Consider the following 17588-nt stretch of genomic DNA (forward strand, 5'->3'; position numbering starts at 1 on the left):
GGGAAGGGCGGAGGCGATCATGGGAGCCGGGAGGAGCGTGCCGTAGAGGGCGGTGCGGAACCCGTAGAGCCCGGGGGCGTTGGTCCGGAGCATCTTCGCGAGGAATCGCGGGTTCCGGATCATCGGGAAGATCGCCCGGCCGGAGTTGTCCGGCCCGAACGAGAGGAAGAACGTGGCGGGGACCCGGAACGCGGCGAGGGTCGAAAGGAGCGACGGTACCCCCTTCTCCATCCCGCGCCGCGTGTCGACGTCGACCTTCAGCGCGAGGATGCGCTCGCCGCTCACCTCCGCCTGCGGGAGGCGTCGGCCTCCGAGAGAAACGCGTCGAGCGTCTTCTGGAGCGCGACCCGCATCGACACCTTCGGGGCCCACCCGAGGCGCTCCTTGGCGCGCCGGATCGACGGCGTCCGCGTCTGGATGTCCTGGTACCCCTCCCCGTAGAACCGCTTCGAGTCGACTTCGACGATCGGCGGAATCCTCTTCCTGCGGTTCCGGGGGTGCTTCGCGTACAGCGTCCGCAGCATTCCCGCCAGCTCCCGTATCGAGTGGTCGTTCTTCGGGTTCCCGAGGTTGAAGATCTGCCCCGTCGCGTTCCCTCCGCGATTCTCGAGGATCTTCATCAGCCCCGCGATGCCGTCGTCCACGTACGTGAAGCAGCGCCGCTGCCGGCCGCCGTCCACGAGCTGGATCGGCTCGCCCAGATAGAGGTCCGCGATGAACTGCGTCACCACCCGGGAGCTCCCCTCCTTCGCCGTCTCGATCGAGTCCAGCCGCGGACCGATCCAGTTGAACGGGCGGAACAGGGTGAAGGAAAGCCCCTGGCGGCCGTACGCCCAGATCACCCGGTCCAGCAGCTGCTTGCTGCACGAGTAGATCCACCGCTCCTTCGAGATCGGCCCGAGCACCAGGGGGGATTTCTCCTCGTCGAACTCCGCGTCGGCGCACATCCCGTACACCTCGGAGGTGGAAGGGAACGCCAACCGCTTCCCGTACCGGTGCACCTGGCGCACGATCCGGAGGTTCTCCTCGAAGTCGAGCTCGAAGACCGAGAGCGGCCGCTCGACGTACACCTTCGGGGTCGCGATCGCCACCAGCGGGAGCACCACGTCGGACTTCTTGATGTGGTACTCGATCCACTCCTTGTTGATGGAGATGTCCCCCTCGACGAAATCGAACCGGGGGTGCTTCGCCATCTTCCCCAGCCGGTCGGCCGACAGGTCCATCCCGTAGATCTTCCACCCCGTGTCCGAAAGGATCCTCGCGGTCAGGTGGTGGCCGATGAAACCGTTCACCCCCAGGATGAGCACCTTCATGTGATCCTCCCGTCGACGTGGCCGGCCAGGAGGTCGGCGATCGCCTCGCCCCGCGCGGCCCGTGATCTCCACTCGATCTCCTCCAACTGAAGCCAGCCGTCCCCCGTTCCGACGACGATCCTGCGCGGCGACGACAGGGGGGTGAGGCACCCGCCCGCCACCGCGATCGAACGTCCTCCCGTCACGCGGATCGCGCCCGGCTCCGCCGGGCGGTCCGGCCCCGCGGGAATCGGCACCGCCCACCAGACCAGGAGACGGTCGCCCGACAGCTCCGTGAACGCCCCCGGGTACGGCTTCGTCACCGCGCGCACGAGGTTGTAGATCTCGGTCGCGGGACGGGACCAGTCGATCCTGCCGTCCTCCGGCCTGCGGCCGCCGAAGTAGCTTCCCCGCGCGAGGTCGTTCGGCCTCCGGGGGATGTCGCCGCGGGCGATCCGGGGAAAGAGCTCGTCGAGGAGACGCGCAGCCGCCCCCTCCATCTTCCCGAACAGCGTGAGCGCCGTGTCGTCGGGCGCGATCGGCACCGCCGACTGCCCGACGATGTCGCCCGCGTCCGGTTTCTCCGTCATGAAGTGGAGCGTCACCCCGGTCTCGGTCTCCCCCTTCACCAGGACCCAGTTCACCGGCGCCCGCCCCCGGAATTTCGGCAGGAGCGAACCGTGGAGGTTCATCGCCCCGAGCGCGGGGATCCCCAGGATCTCCCCCTTCAGCATCGACCGGTAGTAGAAGGAGAAGAGGAGGTCGGGCGCGGCGGCGCGGATCCGGTCCGGCCACGGCGGTGCGTTCACGTCCTTCGGAAAGTGGACCGGGATCCCCCGCTCCCGGCAGAAATCCGCCACGGACCCGAACCACCGGTTCTCGTTCGGGTCGTCCTCGTGGGAGAGGACCATCGGCACTTCGAACCCGTGCGAAAGGAGCGCCCGCAGCCCGACGATCCCCATGTTGTGGTACGCGAAGACGACCGCCCGCACTCCGGTCACCGTTCGTGCAGCTTGCGGATGGTGTACCGGGGGCGCTTGCGGACCTCGTGGTAGACCCGGCCGAGGTACTGCCCCATGATCCCGAGCGCGAAGAAGAGCGCGCCGAAGAAGAAGAACAGGACGGCGAACAGGGTGAAGATCCCCTCCGCGGCCCACGCCGCGCCGTAGAAGATCCGCATCCCCGCGAGCAGGGCGCCGAACGCCACCCCCAGCACCGCCATCCCCGTTCCCAGGTAGAGGAGGAGGCGCAGGGGGAACTCGGAGAACGACGTGAGCAGGTCGAACTGCAGGTTCATCAGCTTCCAGACGTTGTAGTTCGACCTCCCCGCGTGCCGCTCCGCGTGTCCGACCGGGATCTCCGTCATCCGCTTGGCGAACAGGGTGGCCAGCGCCGGGATGAAGGTGGAGTACTCCTGGCTCTCCACCATCCGGTCCACGACCTCGCGCCGGTACCCGCGCAGCATGCACCCCCAGTCGCTCATGCGGATCCCCGTGATGCGCCGCGTCATCGCGTTCACGAGCCGGGAGGGGATGGTCCGGAAGATCGAGTCCTTCCGCATCTCGCGGACCGTGCCGACGACCTCGAAGTCCCCTTCCGTCATCGTCCGGACGATGGCGGGGATCTCCTCGGGGGGGTTCTGCAGGTCCGCGTCGATCGTGACGACGATGTCGCCCCGGACCACGGAGAAGCCGGACATGATCGCCGAATGCTGCCCGTAGTTCCGCGTGAGCTCCAGGACCCGCACCCCTTCCCGCCCCACGAGCCCTTTCAGGATCTCGAGCGAACCGTCCCGGCTCCCGTCGTCGACGAAGACGATCTCGTACTCCTGCCCGGTCTTCCGGAGCGCGGCCTCCAGCCGGTCGGCCAGCGCCCGGAGGTTCCCCTCCTCGTTATAGACGGGGACCACGACCGATATCATCGCGCGACTCCGGACAGGATCTCGCGCACCGCCTCGCAGACGTAGTTGACGTCGCCGTCCGACATCCCCGGGAAGAGCGGGAGGGAGAGGATCCGCCTCCCCGCCCGCTCGGTGTTCGGGAGATCGCCCTCCCCGGAGCCGTACCGCTCCTTCACGTACGAAAGGAGATGGCACGGCGGAAAGTGGAGGCCGACGCCGACGTTGCGCTCCGCGAGGCTCCCGATGAAACCGTCCCGGTCCATCCCGGCGACCTTCACGATGAACAGGTGCCACGAGTGGGAGTGGGGGTACGGGACCTCCGCCGGAAGGTCGATCCCCGGGACGCCGGCGAGCCCCTCGAGATACCGCCGGGCCAGCGCCGCCCGTCGGGCGTTGAGCGCGGCGACCTTCCCCATCTGGACGACGCCGAGCGCGGCGTGGAGGTCGGTCAGGTTGTACTTGTACCCGGGCTCCCGGATGTCGTAGTGGGGCGTGCCGCCCTTGCCGTACCGCTTCCACGCGTCCCGCTCGATTCCGTGGAACCGCAGCAGCCGCAGGCGCGCCGCCAGCGCGGCGTCGTGGCAGGTCACCATCCCTCCCTCCCCCGTCGTGACGTTCTTGATCGGGTGGAAGGAGAAGATCGCGATGTTCCCCGGTTTCCCCGCGGACGGCGCGCCGCCGGCGGGGACACCCTTGTAGACGGTTCCCACCGCGTGCGCCGCGTCCTCGATGACCGGAACGCCCGCCCGGTCGGCCGCCGCGCGGATCGGGTCGAGGTCCGCCGGGGCGCCGGCGAAGTGCACCGGGATCACCGCCTTCGTCCGCGGGGTGATCCTCGCCGCCGCGTCTTCCGGCAGGAGCTGTAGCGTGCCGTAGTCGCATTCGGCGAAGACGGGGGTCGCGCCCCGGAGTGCGATCTGGTTGACGGTGGAGGCGAAGGTCATGGACGGAGTGACGACCTCGTCCCCGTGCCCGATCCCGAGCGCGGCCAGGACGATGTGGAGCCCGGCGGTGGCCGAAGCGACGGCGACCGCGTGCGGCGCCCCCGTGGACTCCCGGAAGATCCCCTCCAGCTCGGCCACCTTCGGCCCGCTCGTGATCCACCCGGACCTCAGGCACGACAGCACGGCGGCCGCCTCCTCTTCCCCCAGCGCGGGGCGGGAGAGGGGCAGGAAATCGGAGCGGATCTTCACGGGATCGTCGGGCCCTCGCGGCGGCTGCCGGTCGGCGCTTCGCCTATAACCGGTTCACGATGAGAATACCTTCATCGGACCGGTAGAGCAACCGATGCCCCGGGAACTTCTCCCGGATCAGGGGCATCTTGTCGCGCTGGAACACGCAGAACACGCGCGTGTCCGAATTCCACAGGGCGGCGAACGCCCGGTCGTCGAGGAACCATTTATCGCGATCCGCCGCGCGGGACGCGCCGTACTCCAGTTCCCCCACCTCGTTCACCAGGACGCAGCGGCGTTTCGTGTAGAACGGGACCCCCTGCCGGTACGCGCCGAACTGGGCGACGACGTCCCCCTCGCGGACCGAGGCGCCGAGGACGGAAGACAGCTTCTTCACCGACTTGTAGCTCCCGAGGTACGCGGCCGCCGGCCGGTTGAGCGAGGTGAGGAACAGCGCGAGCAGGAAGAAGGAGATGTACACCACGCGCTCCGCGCCGAGCCGCCGGACGAACAGCGGCACGACGCCCCACGCGAGGATCAGCGCGGCGGGGAGCGCGGACAGCGGTATCCACCGGGCGAACTCCACCTTGTACTTCGTGAAGGGGGGGAAGAAGAGGATCCCCGCGGCCAGGAGGGCGGCGACGGCGAGGGGGAACCGGCAGCGGACGCTCCCGTCCTCGCGGTCCGCCCACATCTCCAGCGCGCGCCCGAGGAGCACGGACAGGGGCGGAAAGAGGGGAATCATGTACGTGGGGAGCTTCGACCGGGAGAAGGAGAAGAACAGCAGGACGAAGAGGACCCAGCAGAACAGAAAGAGGCGGTCCTCCGGGGCGAGATACCGGTCCCGCGCCTCCCACGCCGCCGTCCCCGCCCGGCGTGCGAAGGCAAGCCACGGGAACATCCCGCCGATCACGATCGGCAGGAAGTACCAGAACGGCTTGTACCGCTGGTGCACCTCCGTCGTGAACCGCAGGAAATGCTCCCGGACGAAGAAGAACCAGAGGAAATCGGGATTCGCCCGCTGGACGAGGATCACCCACGGGAGGGCGATCGCGAGGAAGAGGGCGACCCCGGGGAGGGAAACCGCCTTCCCGATCTCCCGGTGGCGGCGCGACAGGATCATCCACAGGAGGAGGATCGCCGCCGGAAACACGATCCCGACCAGCCCCTTCGAAAGAAACGCCAGCGCCGCGCCGGCGTACGAGAGCAGGAGCCACCCCCGGCCCTCCCGCCTTCCGGACAGGTAGAGCCAGGCGGGGAATACCGCCACGATCATCGTCACGGCGAGCGTCATGTCCAGGGTGTTGATCCGGCCGATCACGTACGGGTAGAGGGACGTGGAGAGGACCATGGCCGAGAAGAGGCCGGTCCGCGGGCCCGCGATCGCCGTACCCATCCAGCAGGCGAGGAGCACCCCCGCGATCGACACGGTCGCGGTGAAGAAGCGCGCGCCGAACTCGGTCTCCCCGAACAGCGACAGCGACAGCGCGTTCCCCCAGTAGAAGAGCGGCGGCTTCTCGAGGTACGCGACGCCGTTCAGGTGCGGAGTGACGAAGTCGCCGCGGGCGAGCATCTCCCGCGGGATCTCCGCGTATCTCCCCTCGTCCGGCTCGAGCAGCGGAATCGTGCCCAACGCGGAATAGTACGTGATGCCGACGGCCAGGAAGAAGAGAAGGAGGGCGCGGCGGCTCCGGCGGATTTCCGGGGGAGAGGTTTTCTGCGCCATGCGGGCGATTATACCGCGGACATGGATAAGGAGAGGTCCGAGGTTCCCGGGGGGCGTCTGGTATAATGGCCGGCAACGAAGTTCACTCGAAACGGAAGGAGAAAACGCATGCGCCGAACCGTCCGGTCGCTCCTGTTTCTGCTCGCCGCCGGAATCCTGCTTTCGCCGCTCCAGGCAAACGCCGCCGGAGGAAACGCCGCGGCCCCGACCGGGGTTACGATCCCGAAGGGGTATCGCAACTGGCAGGTGGTCGCACCTTCCCAGCGGGACGACAAGGACGAGATCCGCGTGATCCTCGGAAACGACATCGCCATGAAGGCGTACCGGGCGAAGAAGCTCCCCTTCCCGGACGGCGCGATCCTCGCGAAGCTGGCGTGGAAGCGCGCCAGGTCGACGGAGTTCGACAAGACCTTCGTGCCGGGCGATCCGCAGCGGATCGAGTTCATGGTGAAGAACACGAAAAAGTACGCCTCCACCGGCGGGTGGGGGTTCGGACGGTTCGTCGACGGCGCTCCCGCGAGCGCGCAGGACCACGCCACCTGCTTCCCGTGCCACGAGGCGAACGTCAAGGGAAACGACTTCGTCTTCACGCGGTACGCCCCGTAAAACCGGAACCCGGCCGGACCGTGGATTTCCACGTCACCCCGCTGCGCAGCGGCTCCTCCGGGAACCTGACGCTCGTATCGCACGGGGGAACGACCGTGCTCGTCGACGCCGGGCTTCCGTCCCAGCGGGGGCTGTCGGCCGCGCTCGCCGAGGCGGGGTGCGCCTGGGACGACGTGGACGCCGTGCTGGTGTCCCACCTCCACAGCGACCACGTGAACCCTTCGGCGGTCGCGTGCTGCGCCCGGCACGAGGTCCCGATCCACCTGCACCGGAAGAACCTCGACGGGTTCGTGAGCAAGGTGCTGTCGCGCTCCCCCCCTTCCGGCCCGGTGCGGACGTTCGGGGACGGCGAGACGTTTTCCGTCGGCCGGATCGCGATAAAGCCGTTCCGGGTCCCCCACGACGCGCGGGGCGTCACGTGCGGTTTCGCCTTCACCCCCGCCGCCGGGGAGAGGAACGTCCGCGTGACGATGGCGACCGACCTCGGGCGGAACGACAACGGGCTGTTCGAGGAGTTCGTGGACAGCGACCTGATCCTGATCGAGGCGAACTACGACGAGGGGATGCTGAACCGCAGCGGCCGGCACGATCGCGGGCGCGTCGGCTCCGGCGTCGGGCACTTCTCCAACGCGCAGGCGGGCATCTTCCTGGTCCGGGTGCTCCAGGAAAGCCGGAAGAGCCCCAAGGCGGTCATCCTGTGCCACCTGAGCGCGGACCACAACACTCCGGAACTCGCCCGCGGCACGGTGCGGGAGATCCTGTCCGCCCACCGGTTCGACGGGGTCCCCGTCCACGCGGCGAGGCGCGGGGCGCCCCTGCGGAAATTCACCGTCTGAGGCGGCGATTGAATACCGGGGCTTCGGGCCCCGTCTCACATTACCCGACGGAAACGGGAGGGTTCCGATGCGCAAGTTCGCAAGCCTGCTGCTGATCGCCACCATCACGGTCTCGCTTCTGTCCGGGTGCGCCTCCTCGAACCAGACGGTGCGGGATCACAAGGGGACCGCCATCGGCGCGGGGGCGGGTGCCGTCGGCGGCGCGGTCCTGGGCGGGCTGGTGGGCGGAAAGCGCGGCGCGGTGGCCGGGGGGCTCCTGGGCGCCCTTGCCGGCGGCCTGGTCGGGAACTACTACGACCAGAAGGAGAAAAGCCTGGCCGAGACCCGCAAGGAGCACACCGACTACAGCGCGGCCAAGGGGACGCGGCTCAAGATCGACCGGCTCCGGGCGACCCCGGCAGCGGTGTTCCCCGGAGAGACCGTCGACATCCAGATGACGTACGCGGTCCTGACCCCGCGGGAGGACCTGATGGTCCCCGTCCGGGAGAGCCGCGAGATCCTGTTCAACGGCGCGAAGGTCGGGGAAACCTCCGTGGACATCGAGCGCGAAGGAGGAACCTGGCGCTCCGCCGTCCCCATCACCCTGCCCGCGGACGCGAAGCCGGGCAACTACCGGGTCGTAGCCTCCGTCGAGACGCGCGGCGGCGGGAAGGACATCGAGGAGATCACCTTCCGCGTCAAGCGGTAAACGTACGGGGCCGGCGACTCCGCCGGCCCACCCTTGCCCGATTTCCGATACAATCTGGGGTGCGATGGAATCCTCCCTCCGGAAGCAGGACGTCGACCTGCTCGTGGACGCCCGCCACTGGGATCCGTTCTCCGTCCTGGGGCCGCACCTCGTGGAGGAGAACGGGACCCCGTTCGTTTCCGTGCGCGTGATCCAGCCCCGGGCGCGGGAGGCGCACGTCCTGCGCAACGAGGGCGGCGCGATCCGTCGCGCCGCGATGACCCGCGTCCACCCCGATGGCCTCTTCGAGGCGCAGTTCCCGAAGGACCGGGAGATCTTCCCGTACCGCCTGGAGTTCTCCGACCGGGCCGGGTACCGCTGGACGCAGCACGACCCGTACGCCTTCGGGCTGGTCCTCTCCGACTTCGACGTCCACCTGCTGGCCGAAGGGAGCCACCTGGACCAGTACGAGAAGCTCGGGAGCCACGTGACCGCCGTCGACGGGGTCCCGGGGACGGCGTTCTCCGTCTGGGCGCCCAACGCGGAGCGCGTGTCGGTGGTGTGCAACGCGAACCACTGGGACGGCCGCGTGAACCCGATGCGCAACCGCGGCGAATCCGGCATCTGGGAGATCTTCCTCCCCGGCGTGGCCGAGGAGGAGGTCTACAAGTACGAGATCCGGGCCCGCGGCACCGGGGAGCTGCTGCTGAAGTCGGACCCCTTCGCCTTCCGGTTCGAGGCGCCGCCGCACACCGGGTCGATCGTCTGCTCCATCGACGGGTACGCGTGGGGAGACGCGGCGTGGATCGCGGAGCGCGCCCGGAGGAACGTCCTCGACTCCCCCTTCTCCGTCTACGAGGTCCACCTCGGGTCGTGGAAACGGAAGGACGGCGAGCGGGGGCCGTACCTCTCCTACCTCGAGCTTGCGGACGACCTCGTTCCATACGTCAAGGGGATGGGGTACACGCACATCGAGCTGATGCCCGTGGCCGAGCACCCGTTCGACGGCTCCTGGGGGTACCAGGTGCTGGGGTACTTCGCCCCCACGTCCCGCTTCGGCCGCCCGGAGGAGTTCATGGCGTTCGTCGACCGGTGCCACGGCGCCGGGATCGGCGTGCTCCTCGACTGGGTCCCGGCCCACTTCCCCCGCGACGCCCACGGCCTCGCCCGCTTCGACGGGACCCACCTCTACGAGCATGCGGACCCGCGGATGGGGGAGCACAGCGACTGGGGGACCCTCATCTTCAACTTCGGGCGCCGGGAGGTGGCGAACTTCCTCCTCTCGAGCGCGCTGTTCTGGCTGGACAAGTACCACATCGACGGGCTCCGGGTCGACGCGGTGGCGTCGATGCTCTACCTCGACTACTCCCGCAAGCCCGGCGAGTGGATCCCCAACGCCTACGGGGGAAACGAGAACCTCGAGGCGATCGCCTTCCTCAAGCGGATGAACGAGGCGGTCCACGGGCGGTACCCCGGCGCGATCACGATCGCGGAGGAGTCCACCGCCTGGCCCGCCGTCTCGCGTCCCGTCTACCTCGGAGGACTCGGGTTCACGCTCAAGTGGAACATGGGGTGGATGCACGACATGCTGCAGTTCATCGGGAAGGACCCGATCCACCGGAAGTATCACTTCGGGCAGCTCACGTTCGCGCTGCTGTACGCCTTCCACGAGAATTTCGTGCTCCCCTTCTCGCACGACGAGGTCGTGCACATGAAACGTTCCATGCTCGACAAGATGCCCGGGGACCTCTGGGGGAAGTTCGCCAGCCTCCGGCTGCTCTACGCCTACATGTACGCGCACCCGGGGAAGAAGCTCCTCTTCATGGGGGGGGAGATCGCGCAGTGGGAGGAGTGGGACCACGACCGGTCGCTGCAGTGGGACCTGCTCCGGTGGGAGACCCACCAGGGGGTGCAGCGGTTCGCGCGGGACCTGAACCGCGTCTACCGCGAGACGCCGGCGCTGCACGAAATCGATTTCCGCCCGGAGGGGTTCGAGTGGATCGACTTCCGGGACGCCGACAACAGCGTCGTGTCGTTCATCCGCCGGGGGAGGAACCCGGACGATTGCGTCGTGTGCGTCTTCAACTTCACTCCCGTGCCGCGGGAAGGCTACCGCCTCGGCGTCCCGTACCCCGGCCGGTACCGCGAGGCGTTGAACAGCGACGCCTCCGCCTACGGCGGGAGCAACGCGGGGAACGGGGGGTTCCTCGATTCCGAAGCGACGCCGTGGATGGGCCGCCCGCACTCCATCCGCCTCACCCTTCCTCCGTTGGGCTCCCTCTACCTCCGCCCGGAAAGGTAGATGGGCGGCACTTCCGGCGCCGCCTCGACGTTCCGGGCGCTCCGCCACCGAAACTTCCGCCTCTGGTTCTTCGGCCAGCTCACGTCGCTGGTGGGCACCTGGATGCAGACGATCGCCCAGAACTGGCTGGTGTACCAGCTGACCGGATCCGCCGCCGACCTCGGGCTCGTAAACTTCGTCGGCGCCATCCCCCTCGTGCCCCTCACCCTCTACGCCGGGGCGATCGCCGACCGTTTCGAGAAGCGCCGGGTGATCTTCTGGTGCCAGGCGGCGATGATGCTCCTCGCCTTCCTCCTCGCCCTCCTCTGCTGGACCGGCGCGGTGCGGCTGTGGCACGTGCTTCTGCTGGCGTTCCTCCTCGGGGCGGCGCAGGCCGTGGACACCCCGGCGCGGCAGGCGTTCGTCGTGGAGCTGGTGGGGAGGGAGGACCTGACCAACGCCATCGCGCTGAACTCCGGCATCTTCCACGGCGCGCGGGTCGTGGGGCCGGCCGCGGCGGGCATCCTGGTCGCCGCCTCGGGGGTGGCGGGCGCCTTCTTCGTCAACGGGGCGAGCTTCACGGCGGTCCTGCTCTGCCTGTTTCTCATGGACGTCGCCCTGATCCGGCGGACCGGCGACGGACCGGATTCGGCGGGGGACCTCCTCGGCGGGGTGAAATTCCTCCGGGAGCACCGGATCCCCCGCGGGATCGTCGTCCTGATCTCCCTGTCCGCCCTCCTCGCGATGCCGTACCACGTGCTGATCCCCATCTTCGCGCGGGAGATCCTCGGGCAGGGCGCGCCGGGCTACGGCGTGCTGATGTCCGCCGCCGGAGTCGGCGCGGTCCTCGGGTCGCTCTTCTCCGCCTCCCGGTACGTGGGGGACCGGAAGGGGGCGACGATCACGGCGGGGAGCCTCGTCTTCCCGTTCTTCCTGCTGGCGTTCGCCTTCTGCCGGAGCTACGCCGCCGCGATTCTCCTGCTGGTCGCGATCGGGTTCTCCTTCGTCCTCCAGAACGCCCCCGCGAACTCCCTCCTCCAGCACCTGGTGCCCGACCACCTCCGCGGCCGGGTGATGGCGCTGTACGTCTCCCTCTTCCTCGGGCTCATGCGGATCGGCTCCCTCCTGCTCGGCGGGCTGGCCGAGGTGACCTCCGCGCCGACGGCGCTGGCGGCCCTCTCCGTCACGGCGCTGCTGGTGGGGCTGTGGGTCCGCTTCCGCTACCCGGAGCTCACCCGGTCCGCGTGACCCCGCCCGCAACGAAGGGGGAGGAGGTCGCTACTCGCAGGGGGGCTCCCCGTTCGCATGCGCCGCCAGGCTCCCCGGCTCCGAACAGCGAACGTGGCCTGCGGTCCTCTCCCCACCCTCCGGCCAGCCTTCTAGCCCCGATCACATCCTCACAGTTAGAATTGCGGGTTCTCCGCCGGTTCCGCGCTGGCGGCTCCGCTCAGGGGACCCCCCTGCTCCGTACGCTCCTTGTGCCCCTGCGGAGTGCCGCAACGTATTCCGCCGTCAGGCATTGCGAACGGACGGTTGCGGTAGAATACGGGCATGCGCAAACCAGCTTTCGCCGTACTGGTCCTTTTCGCGCTTCTGTGGGCCGCGAATGCCTTCGGGTGGGCGTTCGCGGTGTGCGGCGACAGCCGGGACGACCGGAACGGCATCCTGCCGCAGATCCTCTCCGCGGTGGACGCCTCCGACATGGAGTTCCTCCTCCATACCGGCGACATGGTCAACCACGACTCGCCGGGGGAGTGGGACAAGTTCGTTGCGGCGACCGCGTCGTTCCGCAAGCCGCTCCGGGTGGCGATCGGGAACCACGAGCTGTACGGGGGCGGGAATCGGGAGCGGTTCGCGGAGCGGTTCGGCCTCTCCGGCACCTCCTATTCGTTCACGCACCGGGACGCCCGCTTCGCGATCGTCGACAACGCCGGCGGGGCGTTCCCCGACAATGTCCTCGCCTGGCTCGATCGCGACCTGGCGTCCCATCCGAAAGGGAGGGACGGGGTCGCGGTGATCGTCGTCGCGATGCATCACCCGCCGGAAACGGAAATCACCCGTCCCCACGGAACAGGATTCGGATACGAGGAGCAGAGCGCGAAGCTGCTGGCGATCCTGAAGAAACACCGGGTCGACGCGGTCCTGGCGAGCCACGAGCACATGCACCACGTCGAGGATTGGGGCGGGATCCTGATGCTGGTCTCCGGCGGCGCGGGCGCGCCGCTGGTGCCGCTGCAGAAGTACGGCTACTACCGGATCGACGTGGAGAACGGACGGCTGCGGGAGACGTTCCGCCCCGTCAGGCCATCGGCGAAGTGACCTCGTCCCGCGGCGGGCCGGGGGGCGGATGCCCCGGGGCGGGATCCTCCTTCCCCAGGGCTTGCCGGAGAACCTGGCTCAAATCCCCGAGCCGGTACGGCTTCGCGATCACGCCCACGAAACCGTGTTCCTTGTATCCTGCCATCACCGGGTCGTTGGAGTAACCGCTCGAAACGACGATGCGGGCATCCGGGTGCTTCTCGAGGATCCGGGCGGCGGTCTCCTTCCCGCCCATCCCGCCGGGGATGACCAGGTCCAGGATGACCAGGTCGTACGCGCCGGGGCCCCGCGACGCTTCCTCGTACTTCGAGATCGCCTCCTCGCCGTGCCGGGAAAACACCGGCGTGTACCCCAGCTGTGTGAGCATCTCCCCGACCACGTCCAGGACCAGCTCCTCGTCGTCCATGAGGAGGACCGTGCCGTTCCCCGGCAGCGCGGCGACCGTCGGATCCGGGCGGACATCCCGCGGGACCTCGCCGGTCGCGGGAAGGTAGATCCGGAACGTCGTCCCGGCGCCGATCGCGGAATCCGCGAAGATGTTCCCCCCGTGGTTCTTCAGGATGGTGTAGCAGGTCGTGAGCCCCAGCCCGCTCCCGGCCGCTTTCGTGGTGAAGTACGGATCGAAGATCTTCGGCAGGATGTCGGCGGGGATTCCGGACCCCTCGTCCGCCATGACGATCTTCACGTAGCTCCCGGCCATGACGTGCGGGACCTCCCCTTCCCGGACGCGGGCGTTCTCCATCGACACGCGCAGGATCCCGCCGGCCGGCATCGCCTCCGCCGCGTTGATCGCCAGGTTGTGGAAGACCTGCCCGAGCTGTCCCGCGTCGGCGGTCACCGCCCAGATCCCTTGCGCGATCCGGAACTCGGCCCGTACGCCGGTCCCCCGGAGGGCCAGGTCGATCGCATCGCGAAGCGCCTCTTCCGCGGAAATTTCCTTGCGGATCGGCTTCCCGCCCCTGGAGAAGGCGAGCAGCCGGGTGGAGAGATCCTTCGCCTTCAGGGCGGCCCGCTCCGCCTCCTCCAGCCGCTTCTGCGCCCGCTTGCCGGGGTCCACCATCTCCTTCGCCAGGGAGATGTTCCCGAGGATTCCCGTAAGGAGGTTGTTGAAGTCGTGCGCGATCCCCCCGGCGAGGACCCCCAGGGATTCGAGCTTCTTCCCCCGCAGCAGCTCGTCCTCCACCCGCTCCTTCTCCGTCACGTCCCGGATGACGAGTACCGATCCCGCCGCTTTTCCGGACCGGTCCAGGACCGGGGTGTCGACCGCTTCGATCAGCCGTTCCTCCCCGATGCGGGATACCCGGGTCCGGAAGGCGCGGGCCGGCGCGCCGGCCGGGGGTGCGGCGCCTCCCACCGGGAAATCGAGGGGGATCACCTCGCCCACCGGTTTTCCCATCGCCTCCCTCGACGGCCACCCCGTGATGATCTCGGCGATCCGGTTCATGAGGAGGATGTTCCGCCCCGTGTCCATCGTGATGACGCCGTCCGTGATCGAATGGAGCGTCGCCTGGGCGCGCTCCTTCATCTCCCAGAGGGCATCCAGCGCCTTGCGGAGCTCGGACCACGGGTACAGGAAGAAGAACGTCAGCGCGGCGGCGCTGAACAGCGCGCTCGCCACGCCCAGCGCCGCCGTCGCGAGAACCAGAGGCCGGAGGGATATGCGGATCTCCATCCACCCCACCGCGGTTCCCGCATCCCAGACGGGATGGGACCGTGAAACGACCGGCCACGGAAGGTCGTCCGGGTGAGCCGCCTCGCCTCCGGGGTGGCTCATCGCGACGATCCCGCCCCGGTCGTGGGCGATCCTGCACTCGGGGACCGTCCTCGCATTGTCCGCCTCCAGAATGTGCTTCAGGCGGATCTCGTCGAACTGCCACATGAGAGGATTCGCCGCCACGAACAGCGATAACTTGTGCGCTTTGATCTCCGCCTCCTTCTCCAGGGAAACGCGGAGGGATTGCCAGGAGAGGGCGAAGTAGACGGCGGCGGGCGCGACCGCGAACACCAGTCCGATGAGGACCGCCAGCAGCGCGGTGTACCGAGGGATGTCTTTCCTGAGGAGCACGCCTTCCCCTCCCTGCGGGGCTACCGCACGGGGACGAATCCCGCCCGGGACAGGACGGCCGCCCCCTCGCGGGACCGCGCGAACCCGATGAAGCGCCGGACCGCGTCGGACGGCGTCCTCCCCGTGATGAAGAAGAACTCCTTGCGGTACGGGTAGGAGCCGTTGACGAGCGATGTCGCGCTCGGGATCACCCCGGCCAGGGGCAGCACCCGGATGGCGCGCTTTTCGAATGTGACCATCGTGAGGGCGAGCGCCCCGAAGGCGCCGGGGGTGTTCTCGATCGTGTCGGCGGCCTCGTGGTCGTTCATCGCGTAGATCATCCCGTCCCGACGCAGCGCGGCGTCCACGGCGTCCGCCATCTCCTTCGAGATCGCCCGCAGGACATCCAGGTCGGATTCTCCCTTCGGCCGAAGGATCAACCGGATCGGCGACCCGTCGTTCCAGGTCGTCTTCCTGCCGGCGTAGATGTCGACCGCCTCCCGAAGGGTGATCCCGGCCGCCTTGACGCCGCGGTGCACCCCGAAGACGAACGGCACTCGGGCGTACGGAACGGCCGCGACGCCGGCTTTCCGTTCACGGTCCGTGAGCGGCCGGCCGCCCACCCCGAGGTCCAGCCTCCCCGCGAGAATCGCCTTGATCGACCCCCCCGTGCCGAGAAGCGGCATCACTTCGATGCGCACCTGGGGATTGGCCTTCATGAACGGCTCCGAGAGCAGCCGGATGCTCGCCAGTGATGCTCCCGTGCCGCTGACGGTGACGACTTCGGCCGCCGCCGCCGGGACGGCGGACAGGATGGCAAGCAGAAGGGCGACCGGGAACCGGTTCCTCGCCAGGGGCCTCTTCATCGCAAGACTCCTCTCCCGGATGCCGATTGAATGGCCCCCTTTTCCCGGGTATCCCGGTCAACGGGTCCCTATCGATTATCGGAAATCGGACCGGAAATGATCAGGAGGAATGCGGGTGGAAAAGAGAAAAGGCGCCGGGAAAGACCCCCGGCGCCTTCATCGGGAAACCTTACTGTTTGGCGGAAATGTCAGGCCCCGGCGGCCTCCGCGCCCTCGGCGCCCTCGCCCTTCAGCTCCTTCCACGGCGGGAGGACCTTGAGGAGCACGTACAGGATGGCCAGCGGGAGGCCGAGCAGGACCAGCGCGTAGAGAAGCCCCTCGATCCCGCCGAACTCCATCTTGTAGGTGGTGAGTCCCCGGAAGCTCTTGGAGAACATCTGGCCGCCGATGACCACGTTCCAGCGGGTGGCGAAGATCCCGAACTGGATGAGGAGCGCGGAGATGAAGAAGAGCATCTTCCGCAGGTCCTCGCTGACGCTGAACCGCTTCTTGAAGATCTTGGTGATCGAGATGAGCCCCAGCGGGAGCAGCATCCCGAGAAGGACCTGGATGATGACGAGGCTCATGAACAGCTTGTTCATGACCATCTCGGAGAGGATCTTGATCTCCTCCTCGCTCTGGTAGACCCGGTGGATGAAGTCCACCATCTCGAGCGAGAAGTCGACGATGACGGCGTAGAAGAGGAAGTCGACCGCCTTGTCGACGCACTTCATGTCGATCTTCCCCCCCATCAGCGGGGTGATGATCATGTACAGGAGGACGACCAGCGCGATCCCGGACACGATGGCGGAGAAGAGGAAGACGATCGGGATCAGCACGCTGCTCCACCACGGGTTCGCCTTGATGGAGTGATGGAGCCGAAGATGAACCCGACGTAGCCGTGGAGCAGGAACGCCGACGGGATGCCGACGATGGTGATGACCTTCAGGGCCTTGTGGTCGAACGCGACGGCCCGCTCCCCCTTGTCCGTCGAGAACAGGGAGAGGGCGCGATAGAGGAGCCGCGTCGCCCCCGTGCTCCGCTCCGCCATGTCGATCATGTCGGTCCGGTGGACGAACCAGATCTCGAGGAGGAGGACCGCCATCAGGTACCAGGCGTAGACGAAACCGAACATCGCCATGGCCGAGGACGTCTGCGGCGTGAGGAGGATCTCGTAGAACCGCTCCGGGTGGCCCAGGTGCGACACCAGCGCCATCGGGGCGACCAGGAGGTACGCGAGGGCGGTGAGGAGGGAGAGGCGGTAGAGCGGCTGGACCTCCTTCACGTTGAACACCTTCACCAGCGACGCGAGGATGAACGCCCCGGCGACGACGCCGGTGATGTACGGGTAGACGACGATCAGCATCCCCCAGTGGATCTCGATCTCGTTCGGGTAGATGTACCCCTGGATCTGGGAGAGCAGCTCCTGCAGCGTATGGACGATTTCCGGGTTCATCGGACCTCTCCGTCGAGGTTGGCGTAGTAGACTTTCGGCTCGGTGTTCAGGCCGGGTTTCAGCGTGTGGATCTTGTTCATCCGCAGGAAGCGCGACATGGGGCTCGCCGCCGCGTTCAGGTCGCCGAAGATCCGGGTCTGCGTCGGGCACACCTCCACGCACGCCGGGAGCTGCCCCTGCGAGATCCGGTGGTAGCAGAAGGTGCACTTGTCGGCGGTGTGGCTCTTCGGGTGGAGGTACCGCGCGCCGTACGGGCACGCCTGGATGCAGTAGCGGCACCCGATGCACGTCTTCTCGTTGACGAGGACGACGCCGTCCTCGGTCTGGAAGGTCGCCCCGACGGGGCACACCTGGACGCACGGCGGGTTCGCGCACTGGTTGCACAGCTTCGGCACGAAGAAGCTGCGCAGGATCGTCTTGTCGGACGCCGACTCGGGCGCCTCC

General features: G+C 68.1%; 15 protein-coding genes and 1 pseudogene. 6 read left to right on the forward strand and 10 right to left on the reverse strand.

What is annotated here, in order from left to right; all coding sequences use genetic code 11:
• The 6 genes from HZB86_04880 to HZB86_04905 all read right to left on the reverse strand — a co-directional run.
• Nucleotides 1–285: 4-deoxy-4-formamido-L-arabinose-phosphoundecaprenol deformylase (locus HZB86_04880; protein ID MBI5904869.1), on the reverse strand; the 285-nt coding region annotated here is incomplete at its 3' end.
• A complete protein-coding gene (locus HZB86_04885) occupies nt 282–1313 on the reverse strand; it encodes a bifunctional UDP-4-keto-pentose/UDP-xylose synthase (GenBank protein MBI5904870.1) in 1032 nt (343 codons plus the stop codon). The genes HZB86_04885 and HZB86_04880, both read right to left, overlap by 4 nt.
• Nucleotides 1310–2284: a formyltransferase gene (locus HZB86_04890; GenBank protein ID MBI5904871.1), complete on the reverse strand. Its 975-nt coding sequence runs from the start codon at nt 2282–2284 to the stop codon at nt 1310–1312. Before HZB86_04890 ends, HZB86_04885 begins: the two co-directional genes overlap by 4 nt.
• 5 nt (nt 2285–2289) lie before the next feature.
• Complete coding sequence (locus tag HZB86_04895; protein ID MBI5904872.1) at nt 2290–3213, reverse strand: glycosyltransferase; 924 nt, start codon at nt 3211–3213, stop codon at nt 2290–2292.
• Nucleotides 3210–4379 (reverse strand): DegT/DnrJ/EryC1/StrS family aminotransferase, encoded by a 1170-nt coding sequence (locus tag HZB86_04900; GenBank protein ID MBI5904873.1) that lies wholly within the window; start codon nt 4377–4379, stop codon nt 3210–3212. The genes HZB86_04895 and HZB86_04900 overlap by 4 nt, the downstream gene beginning before the upstream one ends.
• A gap of 49 nt (nt 4380–4428) precedes the next feature.
• Nucleotides 4429–6090: a glycosyltransferase family 39 protein gene (locus HZB86_04905; GenBank protein ID MBI5904874.1), complete on the reverse strand. Its 1662-nt coding sequence runs from the start codon at nt 6088–6090 to the stop codon at nt 4429–4431.
• A 108-nt stretch (nt 6091–6198) separates the two neighbouring features.
• On the opposite strand from HZB86_04905, the gene HZB86_04910 reads away from it, so the two are divergent.
• The 6 genes from HZB86_04910 to HZB86_04935 all read left to right on the forward strand — a co-directional run bounded on the left by HZB86_04910 (nt 6199) and on the right by HZB86_04935 (nt 12799).
• Nucleotides 6199–6696: a cytochrome P460 family protein gene (locus HZB86_04910; GenBank protein MBI5904875.1), complete on the forward strand. Its 498-nt coding sequence runs from the start codon at nt 6199–6201 to the stop codon at nt 6694–6696.
• A gap of 20 nt (nt 6697–6716) precedes the next feature.
• Complete coding sequence (locus HZB86_04915; GenBank protein MBI5904876.1) at nt 6717–7532, forward strand: MBL fold metallo-hydrolase; 816 nt, start codon at nt 6717–6719, stop codon at nt 7530–7532.
• A 67-nt stretch (nt 7533–7599) separates the two neighbouring features.
• Complete coding sequence (locus HZB86_04920) at nt 7600–8220, forward strand: glycine zipper 2TM domain-containing protein (protein ID MBI5904877.1); 621 nt, start codon at nt 7600–7602, stop codon at nt 8218–8220.
• Between the two features lie 64 nt (nt 8221–8284).
• Nucleotides 8285–10501, forward strand: coding sequence for a 1,4-alpha-glucan branching protein GlgB (glgB, locus tag HZB86_04925; protein MBI5904878.1), 2217 nt, complete (start codon nt 8285–8287; stop codon nt 10499–10501).
• Nucleotides 10502–11728, forward strand: coding sequence for an MFS transporter (locus HZB86_04930; protein ID MBI5904879.1), 1227 nt, complete (start codon nt 10502–10504; stop codon nt 11726–11728).
• Nucleotides 11729–12031: 303 nt separating this feature from the next.
• The gene (locus tag HZB86_04935) at nt 12032–12799 is read left to right on the forward strand and encodes a metallophosphoesterase (protein MBI5904880.1); all 768 of its coding nucleotides are present in this window, start codon (nt 12032–12034) and stop codon (nt 12797–12799) included.
• Here the strand turns inward: HZB86_04935 and HZB86_04940 are convergent.
• From HZB86_04940 to HZB86_04955, 4 genes and pseudogenes are all read right to left on the reverse strand, one after another.
• Nucleotides 12780–14864, reverse strand: a complete 2085-nt coding sequence (locus HZB86_04940) for a response regulator (protein MBI5904881.1) — start codon at nt 14862–14864, stop codon at nt 12780–12782. The two genes, HZB86_04935 and HZB86_04940, sit on opposite strands and share 20 nt — an antisense overlap.
• 20 nt (nt 14865–14884) lie before the next feature.
• Nucleotides 14885–15709, reverse strand: coding sequence for a substrate-binding domain-containing protein (locus tag HZB86_04945; protein MBI5904882.1), 825 nt, complete (start codon nt 15707–15709; stop codon nt 14885–14887).
• A gap of 188 nt (nt 15710–15897) precedes the next feature.
• Nucleotides 15898–17144: pseudogene (nrfD, locus tag HZB86_04950) on the reverse strand (polysulfide reductase NrfD).
• Nucleotides 17141–17588 (reverse strand): 4Fe-4S dicluster domain-containing protein (locus HZB86_04955; protein MBI5904883.1); only part of this gene is annotated, 448 nt, incomplete at its 5' end. The pseudogene nrfD and the gene HZB86_04955, both read right to left, overlap by 4 nt.

It is taken from the genome of Deltaproteobacteria bacterium, from assembly GCA_016234845.1.
Lineage (GTDB): Bacteria > Desulfobacterota > Deferrimicrobia > Deferrimicrobiales > Deferrimicrobiaceae > JACRNP01.

Excerpts from the sequence above, each read along its gene's own strand:
- HZB86_04920 (MBI5904877.1), top strand. The coding sequence starts at position 7,600 with ATGCGCAAGTTCGCAAGCCTGCTGCTGATCGCCACCATCACGGTCTCG.
- HZB86_04895 (MBI5904872.1), bottom strand. The coding sequence starts at position 3,213 with ATGATATCGGTCGTGGTCCCCGTCTATAACGAGGAGGGGAACCTCCGG.
- HZB86_04945 (MBI5904882.1), bottom strand. The coding sequence starts at position 15,709 with ATGAAGAGGCCCCTGGCGAGGAACCGGTTCCCGGTCGCCCTTCTGCTT.
- HZB86_04935 (MBI5904880.1), top strand. The coding sequence starts at position 12,032 with ATGCGCAAACCAGCTTTCGCCGTACTGGTCCTTTTCGCGCTTCTGTGG.
- HZB86_04905 (MBI5904874.1), bottom strand. The coding sequence starts at position 6,090 with ATGGCGCAGAAAACCTCTCCCCCGGAAATCCGCCGGAGCCGCCGCGCC.
- HZB86_04930 (MBI5904879.1), top strand. The coding sequence starts at position 10,502 with ATGGGCGGCACTTCCGGCGCCGCCTCGACGTTCCGGGCGCTCCGCCAC.
- HZB86_04910 (MBI5904875.1), top strand. The coding sequence starts at position 6,199 with ATGCGCCGAACCGTCCGGTCGCTCCTGTTTCTGCTCGCCGCCGGAATC.
- glgB (MBI5904878.1), top strand. The coding sequence starts at position 8,285 with ATGGAATCCTCCCTCCGGAAGCAGGACGTCGACCTGCTCGTGGACGCC.
- HZB86_04885 (MBI5904870.1), bottom strand. The coding sequence starts at position 1,313 with ATGAAGGTGCTCATCCTGGGGGTGAACGGTTTCATCGGCCACCACCTG.